The 18,979-nt window shown below is 44.6% G+C and carries 16 protein-coding genes; 4 read left to right on the forward strand and 12 right to left on the reverse strand.

The window, feature by feature from the left end:
• Positions 1-103 precede the first annotated feature (103 nt).
• The 9 genes from B3R91_RS12460 to B3R91_RS12500 form a co-directional block, all read right to left on the reverse strand.
• Positions 104-2,305, reverse strand: a complete 2,202-nt coding sequence (locus tag B3R91_RS12460; protein WP_286797917.1) for a PhoX family protein — start codon at positions 2,303-2,305, stop codon at positions 104-106.
• Positions 2,306-2,585: 280 nt separating this feature from the next.
• A complete protein-coding gene (locus tag B3R91_RS12465) occupies positions 2,586-3,215 on the reverse strand; it encodes a fumarylacetoacetate hydrolase family protein (RefSeq protein WP_414707575.1) in 630 nt (209 codons plus the stop codon).
• A gap of 179 nt (positions 3,216-3,394) precedes the next feature.
• The gene (locus B3R91_RS12470) at positions 3,395-4,120 is read right to left on the reverse strand and encodes an ABC transporter permease (protein ID WP_191691466.1); all 726 of its coding nucleotides are present in this window, start codon (positions 4,118-4,120) and stop codon (positions 3,395-3,397) included.
• A 12-nt stretch (positions 4,121-4,132) separates the two neighbouring features.
• A complete protein-coding gene (locus B3R91_RS12475; RefSeq protein ID WP_068405995.1) occupies positions 4,133-4,879 on the reverse strand; it encodes an ABC transporter permease in 747 nt (248 codons plus the stop codon).
• Between the two features lie 603 nt (positions 4,880-5,482).
• On the reverse strand, positions 5,483-6,442 hold the full coding sequence (locus B3R91_RS12480) for an ABC transporter substrate-binding protein (protein ID WP_286797920.1): 960 nt from the start codon (positions 6,440-6,442) through the stop codon (positions 5,483-5,485).
• 143 nt (positions 6,443-6,585) lie between these two features.
• Entirely contained in the window at positions 6,586-7,524 is a 939-nt protein-coding gene (locus B3R91_RS12485; RefSeq protein ID WP_286797921.1) for a transporter substrate-binding domain-containing protein, read from the reverse strand.
• A 137-nt stretch (positions 7,525-7,661) separates the two neighbouring features.
• Positions 7,662-8,462 carry a transporter substrate-binding domain-containing protein gene (locus B3R91_RS12490; RefSeq protein WP_180952506.1) on the reverse strand — a complete coding sequence of 267 codons (801 nt, stop codon included), beginning with the start codon at positions 8,460-8,462 and terminating at the stop codon, positions 7,662-7,664.
• 306 nt (positions 8,463-8,768) lie between these two features.
• Positions 8,769-9,566: an ABC transporter ATP-binding protein gene (locus B3R91_RS12495; protein WP_068406004.1), complete on the reverse strand. Its 798-nt coding sequence runs from the start codon at positions 9,564-9,566 to the stop codon at positions 8,769-8,771.
• A 353-nt stretch (positions 9,567-9,919) separates the two neighbouring features.
• Entirely contained in the window at positions 9,920-10,234 is a 315-nt protein-coding gene (locus tag B3R91_RS12500) for a hypothetical protein (RefSeq protein WP_286797922.1), read from the reverse strand.
• Between the two features lie 413 nt (positions 10,235-10,647).
• Between B3R91_RS12500 and B3R91_RS12505 the strand changes: the two genes are divergently transcribed.
• The 4 genes from B3R91_RS12505 (at position 10,648) to gltS (ending at position 14,616) form a co-directional block, all read left to right on the forward strand.
• Positions 10,648-11,949: a glutamate-5-semialdehyde dehydrogenase gene (locus tag B3R91_RS12505; protein WP_286797923.1), complete on the forward strand. Its 1,302-nt coding sequence runs from the start codon at positions 10,648-10,650 to the stop codon at positions 11,947-11,949.
• Positions 11,950-12,107: 158 nt separating this feature from the next.
• Positions 12,108-12,881: a ribonuclease domain-containing protein gene (locus tag B3R91_RS12510; protein ID WP_286797925.1), complete on the forward strand. Its 774-nt coding sequence runs from the start codon at positions 12,108-12,110 to the stop codon at positions 12,879-12,881.
• 1 nt (position 12,882) lies between these two features.
• Entirely contained in the window at positions 12,883-13,260 is a 378-nt protein-coding gene (locus tag B3R91_RS12515; RefSeq protein ID WP_286797926.1) for a barstar family protein, read from the forward strand.
• An 84-nt stretch (positions 13,261-13,344) separates the two neighbouring features.
• Complete coding sequence (gltS, locus tag B3R91_RS12520; RefSeq protein ID WP_068406019.1) at positions 13,345-14,616, forward strand: sodium/glutamate symporter; 1,272 nt, start codon at positions 13,345-13,347, stop codon at positions 14,614-14,616.
• A gap of 143 nt (positions 14,617-14,759) precedes the next feature.
• On the opposite strand, the gene glyA is transcribed toward gltS, so the two are convergent.
• The 3 genes from glyA to B3R91_RS12535 all read right to left on the reverse strand — a co-directional run bounded on the left by glyA (position 14,760) and on the right by B3R91_RS12535 (position 18,270).
• Positions 14,760-16,016: a serine hydroxymethyltransferase gene (glyA, locus tag B3R91_RS12525; RefSeq protein ID WP_286797927.1), complete on the reverse strand. Its 1,257-nt coding sequence runs from the start codon at positions 16,014-16,016 to the stop codon at positions 14,760-14,762.
• A gap of 320 nt (positions 16,017-16,336) precedes the next feature.
• Positions 16,337-16,837: a chorismate--pyruvate lyase family protein gene (locus B3R91_RS12530; RefSeq protein WP_286797928.1), complete on the reverse strand. Its 501-nt coding sequence runs from the start codon at positions 16,835-16,837 to the stop codon at positions 16,337-16,339.
• Positions 16,838-16,908: 71 nt separating this feature from the next.
• Positions 16,909-18,270, reverse strand: coding sequence for a GNAT family N-acetyltransferase (locus B3R91_RS12535; protein WP_286797974.1), 1,362 nt, complete (start codon positions 18,268-18,270; stop codon positions 16,909-16,911).
• Between the last annotated feature and the right edge of the window lie 709 nt (positions 18,271-18,979).

Genomic DNA, 18,979 nt, shown 5'->3' on the forward strand with positions numbered 1-18,979 from the left:
ACTTACCCATTAGTAGCTATCGCCTACAACACAAAAACCCTAAAGCCATGACTTAGGATTTTTATGTTTGTTCAGACGTATCATTACTAATGCAAATGGTTAACTAGACAAAGGATTCTGCCAGTATGACGTCACCATCTTCGCGTGTAATCATAACTGTCGCTGAGCGCGGGGTACTACCGCCAGCCACTGCTCCCCATGTATTACCCGGATGCTGAATATTAATAAACAAGGTTTTAAAGTCTGGCGTCATCGTGATACCTGTGACTTCACAGCCCACCGGACCGACAAAAAATCGTTTGATGTTATCATTGCTAGCAGGCATACCGACTCGGGTTTGTTGCCCTACTGACGTGGTTTGAATGGCGCCATCGCTTACATTACCTGGTAGCGCTGCCAATAACATACAGCTGCTGGTATCGGTATAAGCGCCGTCGTCTGTTTGAATCCATAGAACGCCGCGTGGATCGAAGTATAAGCCATCGGGAGAAGAAAAATCATTACTGTCATTTAATTGCGATAAATTTTCTGCTGCTAAATCATTCGGTGCAGCAAATAAATAAATGTCCCATTCAAAACTGGTTGCCGCATGATCACCGCCCGCTTCTGCCCAGCGAATGATATGACCATTGTCATTACCACGCGCTTTACCGCCAGTATTATAGCTGCGCGGATTGGACGCCGACACTGGCTGATCATCTCGTACACCACGATATTTATTATTGGTCAAAGTCACATACACCTCACCCGTTATCGGGCTGACCGATACCCATTCTGGTCGATCCATTTTGGTGGCACCGACTGCATCTGCTGCTGCGCGAGCAAAGACCAATACCTCATCTTGTCCATGAAAAGGCAACTCGCTGTTCAAAGCATCCAGTCCATTTTGACCATGAATTAACGCTTTCCATTCACCGTGACCATTTTCATTAAAGATAGCAACATAGAGCATGCCCTCATTCAAATACTTGTCACCCGCTTTTAATCCACCACCGATATCAGCATTTGACCAGGTGGCTTTGGAGACGAATTTATAAATATATTCACCGCGAGCATCATCGCCCATATAAAACACCACCGGTTTGCCTTGTTCAACGGGAGCATAAGCACAGTTTTCATGAGCAAAACGTCCCAGTGCCGTGCGCTTTTGGGGCATGGAGTTTTGATCAAAAGGATCAATTTCGGTGATATAACCAAAGGTATTAAAACCATTTCGATAATCGTCAGTAGCGCTAGCACTAGTGGCGGTCATATCCCAGCGTGAAAACTCGTCTACGATCTTGGCATCTTTGGCATCAGGGGTGTGCCAAAGATATTCAAAGCCAGAGAAATTTTCCGTTGCGCCATAGCGCTCGCGACCATAATTTTGTCCTGCGCTCAGCTGACTGGCATCTTGCCCACGGGCAAACACCCCTAAAAAATTTTCTTCAGTGGTCAGATAGGTACCCCATGGTGATAAGCCTGCGCCGCAATTGTTGTTGATACCGCGAGTTTGAAAGCCTGTTGGGTCAAACTTGGTCTTGACCAAATCAGAGCCTGCAACAGGACCCGCTAGTTGCGTGGTTGTACTGCTGGTGATACGGCGATTGTATTTTGAATTGGGGACCATCTCATAGCCCATGCCATCGGCGCGGCGCTTCATCTCGACCACTGCTACCCCATGACAATTGACCTCACGACGTACGTCGCTTGCAAGTCGACGATTTTGGAAGATTGGCGCAGCATTTTTATCTTGGATCACATGGTAACCAAATGGGCTCAGCTCGCTGCTATTGACGTATTCATGATTCATGACCAGTAGCCCATTCTCTGATGCTTTGGCATCATAGGCAGTGCCCTTTTTGCCAAAGAACCACATGCCATCATGGTTATCACCCATACGCCATTCGAATGACTCAGCTGACTGCTCGCGATTGTCTTTCCAATCATCAATGCCAGATATCAGCGGCGTGCCTAAAGGCAGTATCATCTCAGCCTTATAGCCTGCCGCCACGCTCATGGTTTCGGCAGTCGAATGCGCCACTGCGGTAAACTTCAAAGTTTCGGGACGCTTGAGATCACCTTGTGCAGGGATAGCAGCATCATTGCCATTATTTTTGGTAGGAATACTATCGTCATCGTCGCTACAGCCAACTAAAGGTAGCGCTCCAAAAAACGCCGCCGCCGTCAATCCTGTGCCACCTTTTAGGATACTACGCCGATTTAAACGGCGACTAATAATGGTTTGAAAATCAATATTGTTGCTCGGATTAGAATCTTCAACGACTTCATGGGCAAGCGGTTGTTTGTTATTCAATAATGTCATTATCAGTCACCTTGCTGTTAGGCTTGATTGGCATGAGAGAGTTGATTGCAGTCTTGTAATTGCAATCACCAAAATACGAATTTTGCCTAATTCTACTGAGTGTTTATGACAGTACGTTGAAAACCAAATGCCGATTTGATAGTTATTTAATGATAAGCTTAGGATAAATGACTATCGCCACTGATAAACCAAAAAAATCCCAAGCGTTCACTTGGGATTTTTTGATAGCGTTAAGCATTAATGCCTTTACAGATTAATAGGTGACAGCTGCGATAAAAACTTATTTAACCTCTGCCTGCCACTGATGAGCGCCTAGTTTTAAAGTCAATACATCACCCGCATGTAAAGCGCCAACGCCGCTTGGTGTCCCCGTCATAATGACGTCGCCTGCTTGCAAACTAAAAGCGTGACTGATATTGACCAATAACTCATAAACGGGAAATAGCATCAAGGCACTATCGCCGTCTTGCTTAAGTTCGTTATTAATATTCAGCTGATAATGGACGTTTCTGAAGTCACCAAAGGCATTTGCATCGAGCCAGTCAGCAAGCACACAAGCGCCATCAAAGCACTTGGCGCGCTCCCAAGGATGACCTTTTTCTTTCAGCTCAGTTTGTAGCTCACGCAAGGTCAAATCAAGCCCTAATGTCACGCCACCAATAGCTTGTTTCGCCTCTGCAAGCGTGGCTTTTGACAAGTCTGTTGCCAGCTGAATACAAAGCTCAGCTTCATAGTGGGTTTCGCCAAAGATGGCAGGGTTTGGGCGCTCAACGCACTGATGGATAGATACCACCGAAGAGGCAGGTTTTATAAATAGCATCGGCGCGCTAGGCACTTCATTGCCCAACTCCTCTGCATGCGCCGCATAGTTGCGCCCGACACAGACGACTTTACCGATAGAAGTACGCAGACGTTCGCTATTATCAATGCTGGTATCACTATTGGTATCAGTGGTGCCAGCAGTATCTTTCACATTACCAATAATAGCGTTGGCGATGGACATATGGGGCGATGAGCTCATACAGTTTCCTTAAGGCCGATTTTTTAATTTATGACCACTATAGCTTTTTTATTTTGCCGTGCCTACTTTTAAGGAATGGTATTGGTAACCACGTCTGGCGGCACATAGCTGGCGTGACGATTCATACGTTTTTCAAACAATCTAAAGCTAAATAAAATCACCCACGACAGCAGCAGATAAACGACACCGGCCGCAAAGAACAATTCCATCAAGGTATAAGTGCGCGCACTAATCGTACGAGCAACGCCGGTAATATCCATCAAAGCAATGGTGGATGCCAGCGCACTTCCCTTTAGCATAAAGATAACTTCATTACTGTAAGCAGGAATCACAATGCCAAAAGCGCGCGGTAAGGTAATACGCGTCAGCTTCTGCCATTTTGACATGCCAATGGCATCGGCGGCTTCAAGCTCGCCCACAGGAATATTTTGGATTGCACCGCGAATAATCTCTGCCAAATAGGCGCTGGTATTAAGGGTAAAGGCGATGATGGCACACCAATAAGCTTGGCTAAGTACCGGCTCCCATAAGAACGAGTTACGTACCGCTTCGAACTGCCCAAGCCCGTAATAAATCAAAAATATTTGTACCAGTAGCGGCGTGCCACGGAAAAAGAAGATATATAAAAATGGTAAAACTTGCACCAGCCAATTTCTGGACAGGCGCAATAATGCCAAAATCAAACCAAAAAATAACCCAATAATACCCGAGAATACAACGAGCTGGACGGTCAATACCGCGCCACCCATTAAATCAGGGATATGGTCAAAAATGACCTGCCAATTCCAATCCATAGTATCTCTCCTCTACCCTATGGTCGATTGACTTTGAGTGGTTTGATGGTGTGTTTGACGGCTGAGCTTTTTAGCATAACGCGCCGCCGGATTGGCACGCCACTCAAGCCACATCATAAAACCGGTAATCAACATGGTCAGACCCAAATAAATAATCGCCGCTGCCATATAAAAGGTAAACGGCTGCTGTGTCGACTGCGCCGCGCGCGAGGACTGATACATGATATCTTTTAGACCGACGACTGACACCAAGGCGGTATCTTTGAGCAATACCAAAAACAAATTGCCGAGACCTGGCAGTGCAATCTGCCAGACTTGCGGCAAAGTGATACGATAAAAAGTCTGAAAAGGTCGCATGCCAATCGCTTGCGCCGCTTCTCTTTGCCCTACCGGAATCTCTTGAATGGACATGCGAAAAATTTCGGTCGCGTACGCACCAAAGGCAATTGATAACGCCATGACCCCGCCCCAAAACGCGCTAATCTCGATATAGTCGTTATAGCCGAACTTTTTGAGGATACTCATGAGCAATATCGAGCCGCCGTAATAAATAAACAGCACCAATAACAGCTCAGGGATGCCGCGCATCGTGGCAGTATAGACCGTCGCAAGCTTACGCAGCAGCCAGACATTGGACATCTTGGCGGTCGCGCCAAGCAAGCCTAACGCCATACCGATGACCAAACTGGTCAGCGCCAGCTTTATAGTGACGGTAGCGCCGCTTAGTAATAGCGCGCCAAATCCTTGTAAATCAAACACAATTATCCACTCAGTCTCTTTATATTAGCAAGTTGCAAAATATGAGTTAAAAGAATCAGCATCAATAGCTGAGCGCTGCGCATAGTCGTATGACCAACCGCATAGATGGCGGTTTTTTGCGTCATAGAGTGACGTCAGATACATACGATTTTGGCGGCGGAAATTGACACAGTAGAAATGAGCGCTGATTTTATCATATTCGCTGCCAGCTATGTTAATACTCACGCATAAAAGCGCTGCCTAAATAGATACTTATCAGGATAAATAGCCTATAAATCAGTGATATCTGATAAAAGTTGACCCTTCATAATGCATAAAATTGTGGTGATTCTTTGAGTAAGGAATCATGATAATCATTTTTAAACAAAATCGATAGAATAATAACCAGATGCGAGTAGGATAAATTTTTCTTGCTTGCCGTGCGCTTTGCACTCCAGAGGCTTCGAAAAATTTATCCTACTCGCCCTGTATTGGTTGTAAAGTAACCCTATTATTAAAGCAAAAAAGACATCACCCTGATGGTAATGTCTTTTTGCTTTTATGACTTCACGTTTACCGCTAAATAGGGAAAACCGTGATTAATATAATAATGATAATAAGCGCTTATTGCGCTGCATTTTCTACCGTTGGTTCGGTTGATACTGTCTCAGTGTTTGCCACCTTCGCTGGTACGGCAAAATATTTTTGATTGATTTTATCATAAGTACCATTTGACTTTAAATTGGCCAAAGATTTATTGATTTTGGTTTGCAAGGCTTCATCGTTAGGACGCACGGCAATTGCAAAATTATCATTGATATCTATCTCATCGCCTTTTATTGCATAATTACTTCCTGACGGTGAGCCAAGCCACTCTAGCGCTGGGAGTTTGTCAGATATCATGGCATCAACGCGACCAGAACCCAAATCCAAAAAGGCATTACTCAAGGTGTCATAAAGCTTCATATCAGCTTTTGGATAAGCGTTTTCTAACCACTGCGAAGAGATGGTCGAGCGCTGGGCGGCAATAGAATGCGCGTCGATATCGCTGCTATTAGCAGGATCAAAGCTGCTGTCTTTTTCGGCTAAAAATACCAAGGCATTGCTAAAATATGGATCGGTAAAAGCCACTTGCTTTGCACGCTCGGGCGTGACCGACATTGCCGCGACGATGGCATCATATTTGCCCGCTTTAAGCCCCGGAATAATACCATCCCAATCTTGCGCTATGATTTCACAGGTCATCTGCAAATCGGCGCAAATAGCATTGGCAATTTCAACATCGAAGCCGCCAAGGCTGCCATCAGCATTGGTATAATTAAAAGGAGCATAAGCGCCTTCGGTGCCGATACGTAGTACATTATCATCGTCGCTCGCCGCGCTATTATTATCAGCCGCTTCTGACGTTTTAGTCGTATCCGAGCTTGCGCTTTCGTTAGTCTCATTTTGACCATTACTACAGCCCGCTAAGGCCAATAGTGCCGCTAAGGCTAGCATCGATTTTGTCTTTAACAAGTGCTTACTGGCGGATGAGGTAGCAGAGGGCGTACTAGACATAGGGGCTAAAAGAAGATGGTTGCTCATAATCATCCTTGATGTTGTTATTTGGCATTATTAATTGGCGTTGGTACTTAGGAAAGTATTATAAATGGCATAAAGCACGCTTTAATTAAAACGTGCTTTATTAAAATCAGCCCTTATCTAATAGACTATGAAAGAAAGCTCTATTAATTAGTCGCCGCTTCCGTTTGCTCTTCTTTAGCAATTACTGCATTGGCATCGACATTACTGTCATCAGCGACCACCACTTCTTTGACGCCATCAGTCGCTACTGCTTTTTGCGCCGCCGCTGTTGAGCTGGTACCAAAATAACTGCCGGTGATTTGATCGTAAGTGCCGTTTTCTTTTAGTTCAGCCAAAGCTTTATTAAACTTGGCAACCAATGGATCGCCTTTACGAAAGGCAATACCCATCGCATCATCGCTGGTGCTGATTTCTTGACCTTTGACTTCGTAGTCTTTACCGGCGTCGGTTTTTAGCCAGTCAATACCAGTGACTTTATCAGACATCATGGCGCGCACGCGACCTGAGGTTAGGTCTAGATAAGCGTTGTCTTGAGTGTCATAAAGCTTGATGTCAGAGTCGGCATGTTTTTCTTGTAGATATTGTGACGCAACCGTCGAGCGCTGTGAAGCAACTGGCTGACCTTTTAGGCCATCGACGGTAATATCATCGCCTTTTTTACCGATGAGGATGATACCAGTATGAAAGTACGGGTCGCTGAATTCTACGACTTCTTTACGCTCAGGGGTGATTGACATGCCAGCGATGGCCGCATCAAATTTCTGCGCATTTAGCCCTGGAATTAAGCCATCCCAATCTTGCGAGATAACTTCACATTCAGCTTTCATTTGCGCACATAAGGCGTCTACCAGCTCAATCTCGTAGCCGATTAATTTGCCATTAGCGTCGGTATAGCTAAAAGGCTTATAGCTCGATTCTGTGGCGATTTTTATATGTAAAGGGGCATCGCTTGTAGCAGCGGCGTCCGTATTTTCTGTAGGCGTTGAGCTGTTGTTACAAGCAGCAAGCATCAGCATCGCTGCACTAAGGGGCGCAAGCCATAGCGCTTTTTTGTTCATTGATGAGGTCATTGAAGTGATCATAGAGGTTATTCCTTAATATATTTACCAGCCGTTATTCATCCGCAATGGTTCAGACATTGGTTAATCGGCGCTTATTGAAACCGTCTGTTGACTAATAGCTATCAATTAAAGACTTCTCGCAAAGCGCATCAAGCAAATTACTGACCGAAGTTTTCTTGCTCAAGACGGGCAAGTTCACCGTTGCTACGGATTTCACTCAGCGCTTTATTAAAGTCGTCTTTGATTGAGTCACCTTTACGGACAGCAATGGCAATATTATCGTCGTTATCAATCTCATCACCCACGATACCAAAACCTTCTGGATTGTCCGCTAACCATGATTTGGCAGAGACTTTTTCAGCAAGTACCGCATCGCTACGACCAGATTTTAGGTCTAAGTAGGCATTGTCATAATTATCATAAAGCTTGACGGTGTTGCCGTCTTTACCTTCATAATTATCTTGTAAATACGCGCCAGGTGTCGTTGAACGCTGGCCACCAAGGGTTAGGTTTTTAATGGATTTGGGGTCAAAGCCGCCTTTGGTATCGGTAAGCCAAACCATGGTATTGGCGAAATACGGCTCGCTGAAATCAACCTTTTCTTGACGCTCTTCAGTGATTGACATACCAGCGATGACGGCGTCGTATTTTTGCGCCAATAGACCTGGAATAATACCGTCCCAATCTTGAGCAACGATTTCACATTTGGCTTGCATTTGCGCACATAAGGCATTGGCGACGTCGATATCGAACCCTGCCAAGCTGCCATCGGCATTGGTATAGTTAAAGGGAGGGTATGCGCCCTCAGTGGCGATGCGAATGGTCTTGCCCGCCGTTTCTGTAGCAGAGGCATCAGCGCTGCTATCAGTGGCGTCATTAGCAGACTGACTACAAGCGCCAAGCATAAGCGCGGCGGTGACGGTCATCGATGACCACAATAGGCGAGAATTCGACATCATACATTCCTTAAATTCTGATGAGGTTTTTGATATAGGGTTCTGATATTTTGTTCTCTGACGTCCCTGCCAGATAAGCAAGTCAATGAACATAAAGACATAGGCAGACGCCAGTTGCGACTGCCTATAAACCCTTTGATAATACCTGACTCAAATATCAAAAACAAACGTTTTGCATACCAACTGTGATTATTCGGTAATAAAAAGACTAAGAAAATTTAGGCCAAGAAAATTACTGAGGGCAACTTTTGCATTGTAAGCGTTTTAGGTTTTTTGACATTCAACCAAACACCTGTCAAACATTCGCTTCTAGTTTTGACGATGCGATGCCATAAAGTCTTTAACGCGCTCAGACTTTGGATGGTCGAAAACTTGTTCAGGTGTACCAATTTCTTCGATGATACCTTGATGCAGGAACACCACTTTGCTTGATACCTCACGGGCAAAGCGCATCTCGTGGGTAACAATCAGCATGGTACGCCCCTCTTCGGCAAGCTCACGCATGACCGCAAGTACTTCATTGACCAGTTCGGGGTCAAGGGCCGAGGTTGGCTCATCGAACAATAGCACCTGAGGTTGCATGGCAAGGGCGCGTGCTATCGCCACACGCTGACGCTGACCGCCCGATAAATTCGCAGGATAAGCGTCTTTTTTATCGAGTAAACCCACTTTATCGAGCAGTTTCTCTGCATCGCTAATCGCTTGGTCTTTTTTAATTTTTAAGACCTGCGTTGGTCCTTCGATGATATTTTGCAAAATGGTTTTGTGTGGCCACAAGTTAAAGTTTTGAAACACAAAGCCCACGCGCGCGCGTAAGCTCTCTAATTGCTTGATATCTGCCGCTTGTAATTCGCCTGATTTGGCAGGCTTTAGCATCAGCTCATCATTGCCGATGATGATACGCCCCTGATTGGGTTTTTCGAGCAAGTTAATACAGCGCAGCAAGGTTGACTTACCGGAGCCAGACGAGCCTAAAATAGAGATAACGTCGCCATCATAAGCAGTTAGAGACACCCCTTTTAGCACCGCCAACGAGCCGTAGCTTTTATGGACGTCTTGTAAATCTAAGGCGATGGGCCGAGTCGGATTCTTTGCAGTATCAAGCATGGTTTAGCAGACTTCCAATAAATATGAGTGAAAACATGAATAAAAAAATGCGCCATTGTCGCCTATAATGCAATAAAAAGGCAAACTCTGCCCCTCAGTTAGTAAAGGTCATTAAAAATCATTAGAGTTTGACAGAATAATTTATTGCCGATAAAAAAATACTCAAAACGGCGCTCAGCTTAGATAACTCTAGCTAAGTAGCGCGGTATTCTTTTTAAAAGGAATCAACGACAAAATAAGGCCCATAACGCATAGTCAGTTATGGGCCTTATTTTATCATCTTAACGCCGCTAGCGCTGTTTTATCTGCTAAATAGTCAGTCGACGCTTGCAAGCGGCATTTAACAAGCTCAACTAGTAAGTCGAAATGTGCTCTTCGCTTTCAGTTCCATCAAGGACTTCTACATCATCAGCAGTTGCTACCGCGACATCATCATTCTCGCTAACGGCCATCCCGTCATTAGCATCGGCACTTGCAACCGCGACATCATCCGTGCTGTTTGCCGTTGCCACGCCAGTAGCGTTATTTTCTACTGGCGTCTGCGCGTCCGCAGTTGGTTCAACATCCATTGGCGCTTCTTCTTTTTTGCCGCAGGCGCTGACGCTTAATGCTGCTGCTACCAAGCCTACTGTGAGCCAGTTTTTATAGGCTTTATTTTTAATAGCCATTTTTTTCTCCATAATGAGTCTTTAGTTTATTAATCTTTATAAAATTCATCACTTTATTGCATCAGCCAATTGCTATATCTCTCATTGATAACGTATGAGATAGCGTGTGAATTGACCGTCTTAGCACCCACTATACTTACGATTGACCACGACTACCTTAGCAGTTGCAGCGCAGTTCTGTTAAAAATACGTAACAGACAGCATACTTTTTTATCTCCCATTGCTTATAGACGCTATAAAAAGTTAAAACCTTAAAATACAACATAAGAAAACTCCGCAGTGCTTGCTAAACGGTCGTTGTTCACAAAATCGACTTTACTATCGTCCTCATCTCCTCTATGTTAAATAGCAGAGCGCCATTAGAGCGCTAAACGATATTTTTTAGATTATTAATGATAAAAGGACGTTAATTTATGACGCAATCGAATACCACAGATGTAACCGCCTATATGCAGACGGTCGGTAAGCAAGCGCGCGCGGCATCACGAGCGTTAGCTGCGGCCAATACTGGCGATAAGAATTCGGCGCTGATGGCAATCTATGATGCGTTAAAAAGCGCCAAAACTGATATTTTAGCGGCCAATAAAATCGATATGGATAACGGGCAAAAAAACGACTTGGACGCGGCCTTACTTGATCGCCTAGAGCTAAACGATGCGCGCTTCGATGGTATGCTGCAGGGTTTAAAAGACGTGGCGGCATTGCCTGACCCTATCGGTGAAGTCACCGACATGACGTATCGTCCATCAGGTATTCATTTGGGCAAAATGCGTGTACCACTCGGGGTAGTCGGGATGATTTATGAGTCGCGTCCCAACGTTACCTTGGAAGCGGCTTCGCTGGCGCTAAAGTCTGGTAACGCTATTATCTTGCGCGGTGGTTCTGAAGCCTTTGAATCCAATCAAGCGATTGCCAAATGCATTTTACAGGGTTTAAAAAAGGTCGGTCTCTCTGAGCATAGCGTACAAGTGTTAGAAACCACTGACCGCGCTGCTGTTGGCGAGCTGATTACCATGACGGACTATGTCGATGTGATCGTACCACGCGGCGGTAAAGGTTTGATTGAACGTATCAGCCGCGATGCCCGCGTCCCTGTGATTAAGCATTTAGATGGTAATTGTCATACCTTTATCGATAGCGATGCCGATGCAGACACGGCGATTAAAGTCAGCGTCAATGCCAAAACTCACCGCTACGGTACTTGTAATACCATGGAGACGCTGTTGGTCGATAAAAATGTCGCCGATGAGTTATTGCCAAAGATTGCTGAAGCCATCGTAACAGCCGATGACGCCATGCAACTGCGCCTCGATGAGAAGTCACAGGCGATTTTAAATGACAATGCTACCCTGCAAGGTCATTTATCGGCAGCCACCAGCGAGGACTGGGACACCGAATATCTTGCGCCTATCTTGGCAGTCAAGGTGGTAGCGGGTATCGACGAGGCGATTGAACATATCAATACTCACGGCAGCCACCATACCGACGTCATCATTACCGACAACTATACCAAGTCGCAGCGCTTTATCCGCGAAGTCGATTCGGCAAGCGTGATGATTAACGCCTCGAGCCGTTTTGCCGATGGCTTTGAGTACGGACTTGGGGCAGAAATCGGTATCTCAACCGATAAAATTCATGCCCGAGGACCGGTTGGGCTTGAGGGTTTAACCTCGCAAAAATGGATTGTTTACGGTCACGGCGAAACACGCGCCTAGGGCATCATTGCTGCACTATAATTTATTGCCTAATTCGAGTATAATCTTAAATAACGTCAGCTTAATTGCTGGCGTTTTTTTATTATTGATAAATATGCTATATATGGCATATAAAAATTATTTTGCTGAATAGAACCACGCTATAGGAAGCCGGGCCCATGCAAAGTGGCAAAATTAAACACTGGAATGCTGACAAAGGCTATGGCTTTATCGAAGTAGACAATCAAGGTGAAGATGTCTTCTTTCATATCAGCAGCGTGCGCTTATCGCGGCCGATAAGCGAGGGTCAACGTGTCTATTTTAATAGTCAGCGTAATGATAAAAACCAATTACGCGCAACCGAAATCACCGCTAACGAATTAAGTATTTTAGAAACGGCAGACGCAAAAACGCCGCTAGCAAATGCAATCAATCATCATGCAAAAAATACGCATAAAAATAACGCTAGTTATCATCGAAAAAACCAGTCAAAAAATAACCAAAGCAAGCCACATAAAAAAACTGGCTTATCTACTCTACTAAGTTTTATCGCCCTTATTGCCGTGGCGGTTTTTTTCTTTGGTGATTTGACGTCTAGTTTTTTTGCAGACAGCACGCCAGCAACGTCTATAACGCAGACAGCACCTAAGACCTCTAGCCGTGATACAGCAGCCACAGCAGCTATCACGGGTGACGCGCAAATTGACCAAACACTGGCGCTGATTCAGCAAGGCGGCCCATTTCCTTACCCTGATAAAGATGGCACCCCCTTTTATAATCGCGAAGGCAAACTGCCTGCCCAGTCGCAAGGCTATTATCGCGAATATACCGTGCCGACGCCCGGCGTTTCGCATCGCGGCGCACGGCGTATTGTCACCGGCGGCCATCCGCCAACCGTCTATTATTTGACCGTCGACCATTACGACAGCTTTCGACCATTGCAGGTGAGATGATATGAGCCAAGCGATTTATTATATTAAAAAAAATGACGTTAACCAAAACTCCATTGCCCAAAAAAACGAAGCGCTTATTCATCGCATTCCTAAGCATGCGATTAACATTCCCATTGACGATGTTTTGAATAAAGAAACGCTGCTAAATAGTTTAGCGACAGCTGCCAATTTTCCCAGCTATTTCGCCCATAATTGGGACAGCGCTTGGGACTGTTTGACCGATAGTGATATCACTGATTTAACGCTTTACTTAAATGCGGTAGAAAAAATCAACAGCGAGGACTTTAATGTCTTTAAGCGCCTGATCGAAGACGCTTATAAAGATTTTGGCAAACCCCAATTATGGATTATTGAGACGTCAGACGATACCTACGAATAGCAAAACGAGCAGAACCTAAATTCGAGATAAAACTGGCTTTATCTCGAATTTAGGTGAATTCATATTTAGAGAAAGGATGAACTTATGGAAGTAACATTAAACGGATATTACACCCTAATTTTTGCCACCTTGGTGCTGCTATTAGGGCGCTTTTTGGTGAAGAAAATTAAGTTTTTGGAAGACTTTAATATCCCAGAACCCGTGGCTGGTGGCTTGATTGCTGCTGTAATTGTTTATGCCCTTAATTTGATTTGGGGTTATAGCTTTAACTTCCACCAAGGCCTACAAACAGCAACCATGCTGATGTTCTTTGCCTCTATCGGACTTAGCGCCGATTTTGGACGGCTGAAAGCAGGTGGTACACCTTTATTAATTTTCACTATCGTCGTCTCGGTCTTTATTATTTTACAAGACGTGGTTGGGGTAGCGATGGCCAGCGTACTAGGTCTTGATCCGCTGCTCGGCTTGGTGACTGGCTCTATCGCTCTAACAGGCGGCCATGGTACCGCAGGCGCGTGGGGCGTTGTGTTAGAAGAACAATACAATGTCGTTGGTGCCACCACTCTTGGTATTGCTGTTGCTACCTATGGTTTGGTTGCAGGTGGTCTGGTTGGTGGTCCTGTTGCACGCCGATTGATCAATAAAATGGGTCTTAAACCGACCCCTGTTAATCCCAATCAAAGCGACGTCGAAAAGCTTGCTGGCAAGCAGTCGTTATATAGTACCAAGCACAGCGAAGATGGCGATCATCGCCATGAAGAGATGTTTGAAAAACCTGACAATATCCGTCTGATTACCGCCTCTTCAACGATTGAGTCATTGGCTTTGTTTGCAGGGGCGCTGGCGTTTGCAGATATCATGACGCTGGTTGCAGCAGATACTGCGTTTGAGCTGCCCACCTTCGTTTGGGCATTAGCAGGCGGCGTTATCATTCGTAATGCCTTAACCATGGTGTTTAATTTTGATATGTTCGACCGTGCTATCGACGTGATTGGTAATGCGTCATTAAGTCTATTTTTAGCCATGGCGCTGCTATCGCTAAAACTATGGGAGTTAACAGATTTGGCAGGCCCTGTATTGATTATCTTGGTCGTGCAGACTTTAGTCATGATTGGTTATGCTTATTTTGTTACCTTTAGAATCATGGGTAAAGACTATGATGCCGCCGTTTTGGCAGCTGGACACTCAGGTTTTGGTATGGGCGCCACGCCGACGGCGATTGCCAATATGCAGGCAGTGACTGATCGCTACTTGCCATCACCGAAAGCTTTTTTGATTGTACCAATGGTTGGTGCCTTCTTTGTCGATATCGTTAACGCAACTATCTTGCAGATATTTACCAAGTTGCCGTTTTAGCCTTCTATATTATTGTCTTATTAATAAAAAATCGCCTAGCAAAAGTTAACTGACCCCCAAAAGTTGTGTCCAACTTATGGGGGTCAGTTCAAGTTCTAAGAGGTTTTTTATATCTACTTATAAAACCAATTATTAATCAGAAATTACTGATTTTTAGCATAAACAGGAAGCTCTTTACAGATCGCTTCTACTTTGCTGCGTACTTCAGCAGCAACTTTTTCATCACCGCGGCTATCTAGCACGTCACAAATCCAACCCGCCAATTCGCCCGCTTGTGCTTCGTTAAAGCCGCGCGTAGTAATCGCTGGCGTACCGATACGGATACCTGAGGTAACAAATGGCGATTTTGGATCGTTTGGTACGGCGTTTTTATTCACGGTAATGTGCGCATCACCAAGCCATTTATCGGCTTCTTTACCCGTCATTTCTTGCTTAACTAGGCTGATCAGCATCAAGTGATTTTCGGTACCGCCAGAGATGATTTCATAGCCGCGGTCTTGAATCACTTTTGCCATTGCTTTGGCGTTTTTGACCACTTGCTGCTGATAGGTTTTGAAGTTTTCTTCTAAGGCTTCTTTAAAGCAAACCGCTTTTGCCGCAATAACGTGCATGAGCGGGCCACCTTGGTTACCAGGGAATACGGCAGAATTTAGCTTTTTCGCCAATTCTTCATCACGTGCTAAAATCATACCTGAACGTGGGCCACGCAAGGTTTTGTGCGTGGTAGTCGTGACCACATCGGCAAATGGTACTGGGTTTGGGTAAACACCGCCCGCGACCAAACCAGCTACGTGAGCCATATCTACTAAAAGGTACGCGCCAACTTCATCAGCGATATCACGGAAACGCTGCCAATCGACCACTTGCGAATAGGCTGAGAAACCAGCAATAATCATCTTAGGCTTGTGCTCTTTTGCCAAACGCTCAACTTCGTCATAATCGATCAGACCAGTTTCTTCAACCAAACCATACTGTACGGCGTTGTAGTTTAGACCTGAGAAGTTAATGTGCGCACCGTGCGTCAAGTGACCACCAGCGTCTAAGCTCATGCCAAGCACGGTGTCATTGGCGTCTAATAATGCTAAGAAAACAGCAGAGTTCGCTTGGCTACCAGAGTGTGGCTGGACGTTGACGTACTCAGCACCAAACAACTCTTTTGCACGATCAATGGCCAATTGCTCAACCACATCGACGTGCTCACAACCACCATAATAGCGCTTACCAGGATAGCCTTCAGCGTATTTATTGGTCAGGTCAGTGCCTTGTGCTTCCATCACTGCTTGTGAGCAGTAGTTTTCTGAAGCGATAAGCTCGATGTGGTTTTCTTGACGAACGCTTTCAGCGGCCATGGCTTCAGCAAGTACTGGATCAAACTCTTTGATAGAAATATCTTTAAACATAGTGATGTCCTAGGTAGTGGCTATCGTTAATGGTGGTGCTCATTGAAAAGAGGCGAGTAATAAAAGGAGGTGAAAATGGGCAAGTAAAGGCAATTAACCTGTTATTAACTTGTCCAGATTGGCAATAAAATCGAAAGATAAAGGCATCGATATCATCGCTAAAGATTAAGTGTAACATGAAAATTTGTACTGTGAGCGCAAAAAAACCTCACGGAAAGCTGAAGGATTTAAATGACGCCATAATGAGATTATCAAGCAAATAAATGCGCAATAAAATAAATGACTTACTGATTTTGTATATCAGTCTTTATTGTAATTATTTAATCACTCTTGGACAAAAACGCTGCTAAAAAAGTCTCACTAATCAGGATTTTACGTCCATACCAATCATATAGCGTCTGCCGTTGCCAGCCGTCTGCCGTCTTTTCGATAGAACGTTGATTGGGTAAAGTACGGCGGCGCTTAAACAACACATAGCCAATCGGCGTACTTTTTAGCTGCTGTAAACGGCGAGCGCGCCCCTTCAAACTTACTAGCGGGAAAACGCTTTGGGCTTGTACCCATGGCTGCTCATTATCGCCATATAGCTGCGACTCGCGTACCCACGCCAATAACGGACGGTTTAACGCCGCGCCTTGCAAACCCAATTGCTTTTTTTGTGCTAAGGATAATAACCGATAGCCTTCAAAACTGCGCTCGACGCGTAACGGCTGCCCTGCTTTTACTTCGAGCATGGCCGTCAGCGACCCTTCGGTATTGAGAAAATTGACTAGCTCAGTGGGAGCGGATGATGGAGCAGAATGAGAAAAATGAGGAGTCATAGTTTACAGCTGATAGAAAAGTATTAGGTAGGAAGTCATTGGGCAAAGATTAGCAAAAAAATGATCGAGGATTAATCAGTACTATCAAACGTCGGCATATTATCAATATTAAAGGGCAATGCTGCAAAGGCTTGCTTGCGATATTGCGCCACATGCATGCGGTCTTTTAGGCAAAAATTACTAATCGCTGGGACAAAACGCCCATCGTAAATACGGTGCAACGAGTGAGTTTTGGTCGGAACAAAACCTCGGACTAATTTGTGCTCACCTTGGGTGCCGGGGTCAAAATACGTCAAACCTTGCTCAATCGCAAACTCGATACCTTGATAATAACACAGCTCAAAGTGTAGGCTATCATACTCAGCAAGCGCGCCCCAATAACGACCATAAAGCGTGGCGTTTTGGCTATTGGGTTTATCATAAAAAAACAAACTGCTAGCGATAATTTCACCATTGGCATCAAGTGCTTGTGCCAGCATCAAATGCTTAGGCATGCTAGCAGCCAGTCTTTTAAAAAAATCTAGCGTTAAATAAGGCTGCTGCCCACGTACCGCGTAGGTCATCACATAACAATGATAAAACGTCTGCCAATCCTCTGCAGTGATAGCAACCCCGCATTTACGCTGGCAAATGATGCCTTGCTCGGCAACTTTACGCCGCTCAGCACGCACGGTTTTGCGTTTTTTGGCTCTAAAGGTTGCCAAAAATGCCTCGAAGTCGGCAAATTGTTTATTGTTTTGACTGACATTTTTATTTTGCCATAAAAACTGGCAGCCCTGCCGCTCAAGTATCGGTAGCTCAATCGGTTCTACTGTACCACTATTTTTTTGATTATTAAGCGCCATTTCTATATCGGTATCAGTCGGCATTGACGCGTTAGCAATAGCCGCCATCTTAGACGTCACAAACAAACCATGCCAGCTAGAGGCCTCTACTTGCTGCGCGATATCATCAACGCCTGCGATAGCTGTTTTTAAAATATCTGCGTTTAGCGCCTCACCTGCTGCTAGCCACAGACGTTGGCCAGTCACGGGTGTATAAGGCGCGCTAGTCACCAAACGCGGATAATAATCAAGACCATACTGCGCATAAGCTTGTGCCCACGCATGGTCAAAAACGAACTCGCCTTGATGATGCCCTTTAATAAAAACCGGCATAACCGCAACAGGCTGCCCTATTGGTTCTGAAGAAAGCAGCATTGGCTGCGCAGCATTACTTTTATCATCATTCGCATTATTATCAATAACGCCATCTGTCTCATTTGGCCGATGGATTAAGACATAAATCGGCAACCAACCTGCTTGCTCACCAATTGCGCCTGTATCACTAAGTGCTTGCCAAAACTCAAATGTCATAAAAGGCGTATCTGGCGTTTGCCAACGCGCCATATCCTGCCAGCTATTATCACTGAGTAACGCATATTGTAAATTCATCATCACCACGCTATTTTTAGAATTTTTTCTTAAGCTCATTTATTTCTATCGTTTAGCCTAGCAAATACCAGCGCGTTTGCTGTCACAATTTGCAAAAAAGTAAAAATTATCTGGCACTAAAATACTTTTATGAAGAAGGTTTATAAACAAAGGCGCATAAAAATGCCATACGGATAGATTACTAAGTCTTTTATTGATAGGACGTAGGATTGAATGTTGCTAGCGTTAGTATGTTAAAAACAGATACTCTAAAAAAGCTAATTTAAAAATAGATACTTTGAAGTATGTAGACTATTTCAACATTGATAAGCTCATCATTTCACAAACAAGCTTACAAAGTGAAAAAAGGCACTAAAAGCGCGCTAATTACACGCAAAAGATGATATTGAAGGCGAGGACTGGTAGAATAAGGCTATTATTAGCTTAATATAATTCAGATACATAGGGTATGAGCGAAAATAGTATACTTAGTTCAATATACAACATTGACATCATATCAGATTTATAGTGGATCAACTATAATATAGCGTCAGCCATTCGCGCTCAGATCATTGTAAATCATGAGTATTGAGTCGCTGGTTTGCATAAATTTTTAGCAACGGTCTTTTGAGTGTGACCTTTTATAATGTTTTATAATCACTCTTTAATAAAGCTAGTGCTTGATCGAGCGCCTGCTTTATAAAGACGAATAAACGCAAATGGCTGGCGA

The organism is Psychrobacter sp. UBA6291 (assembly GCF_002439405.1).
Lineage (GTDB): Bacteria > Pseudomonadota > Gammaproteobacteria > Pseudomonadales > Moraxellaceae > Psychrobacter > Psychrobacter faecalis.

Bases quoted from the DNA above. Each gene is read 5' to 3' on its own strand.
- B3R91_RS12460 (WP_286797917.1), bottom strand. From the start codon at position 2,305: ATGACATTATTGAATAACAAACAACCGCTTGCCCATGAAGTCGTTGAA.
- B3R91_RS12470 (WP_191691466.1), bottom strand. From the start codon at position 4,120: ATGGATTGGAATTGGCAGGTCATTTTTGACCATATCCCTGATTTAATG.
- B3R91_RS12480 (WP_286797920.1), bottom strand. From the start codon at position 6,442: ATGAGCAACCATCTTCTTTTAGCCCCTATGTCTAGTACGCCCTCTGCT.
- B3R91_RS12485 (WP_286797921.1), bottom strand. From the start codon at position 7,524: ATGATCACTTCAATGACCTCATCAATGAACAAAAAAGCGCTATGGCTT.
- B3R91_RS12490 (WP_180952506.1), bottom strand. From the start codon at position 8,462: ATGATGTCGAATTCTCGCCTATTGTGGTCATCGATGACCGTCACCGCC.
- B3R91_RS12495 (WP_068406004.1), bottom strand. From the start codon at position 9,566: ATGCTTGATACTGCAAAGAATCCGACTCGGCCCATCGCCTTAGATTTA.
- B3R91_RS12500 (WP_286797922.1), bottom strand. From the start codon at position 10,234: ATGGCTATTAAAAATAAAGCCTATAAAAACTGGCTCACAGTAGGCTTG.
- B3R91_RS12505 (WP_286797923.1), top strand. From the start codon at position 10,648: ATGACGCAATCGAATACCACAGATGTAACCGCCTATATGCAGACGGTC.
- B3R91_RS12510 (WP_286797925.1), top strand. From the start codon at position 12,108: ATGCAAAGTGGCAAAATTAAACACTGGAATGCTGACAAAGGCTATGGC.
- B3R91_RS12515 (WP_286797926.1), top strand. From the start codon at position 12,883: ATGAGCCAAGCGATTTATTATATTAAAAAAAATGACGTTAACCAAAAC.
- gltS (WP_068406019.1), top strand. From the start codon at position 13,345: ATGGAAGTAACATTAAACGGATATTACACCCTAATTTTTGCCACCTTG.
- glyA (WP_286797927.1), bottom strand. From the start codon at position 16,016: ATGTTTAAAGATATTTCTATCAAAGAGTTTGATCCAGTACTTGCTGAA.
- B3R91_RS12530 (WP_286797928.1), bottom strand. From the start codon at position 16,837: ATGACTCCTCATTTTTCTCATTCTGCTCCATCATCCGCTCCCACTGAG.
- B3R91_RS12535 (WP_286797974.1), bottom strand. From the start codon at position 18,270: ATGAATTTACAATATGCGTTACTCAGTGATAATAGCTGGCAGGATATG.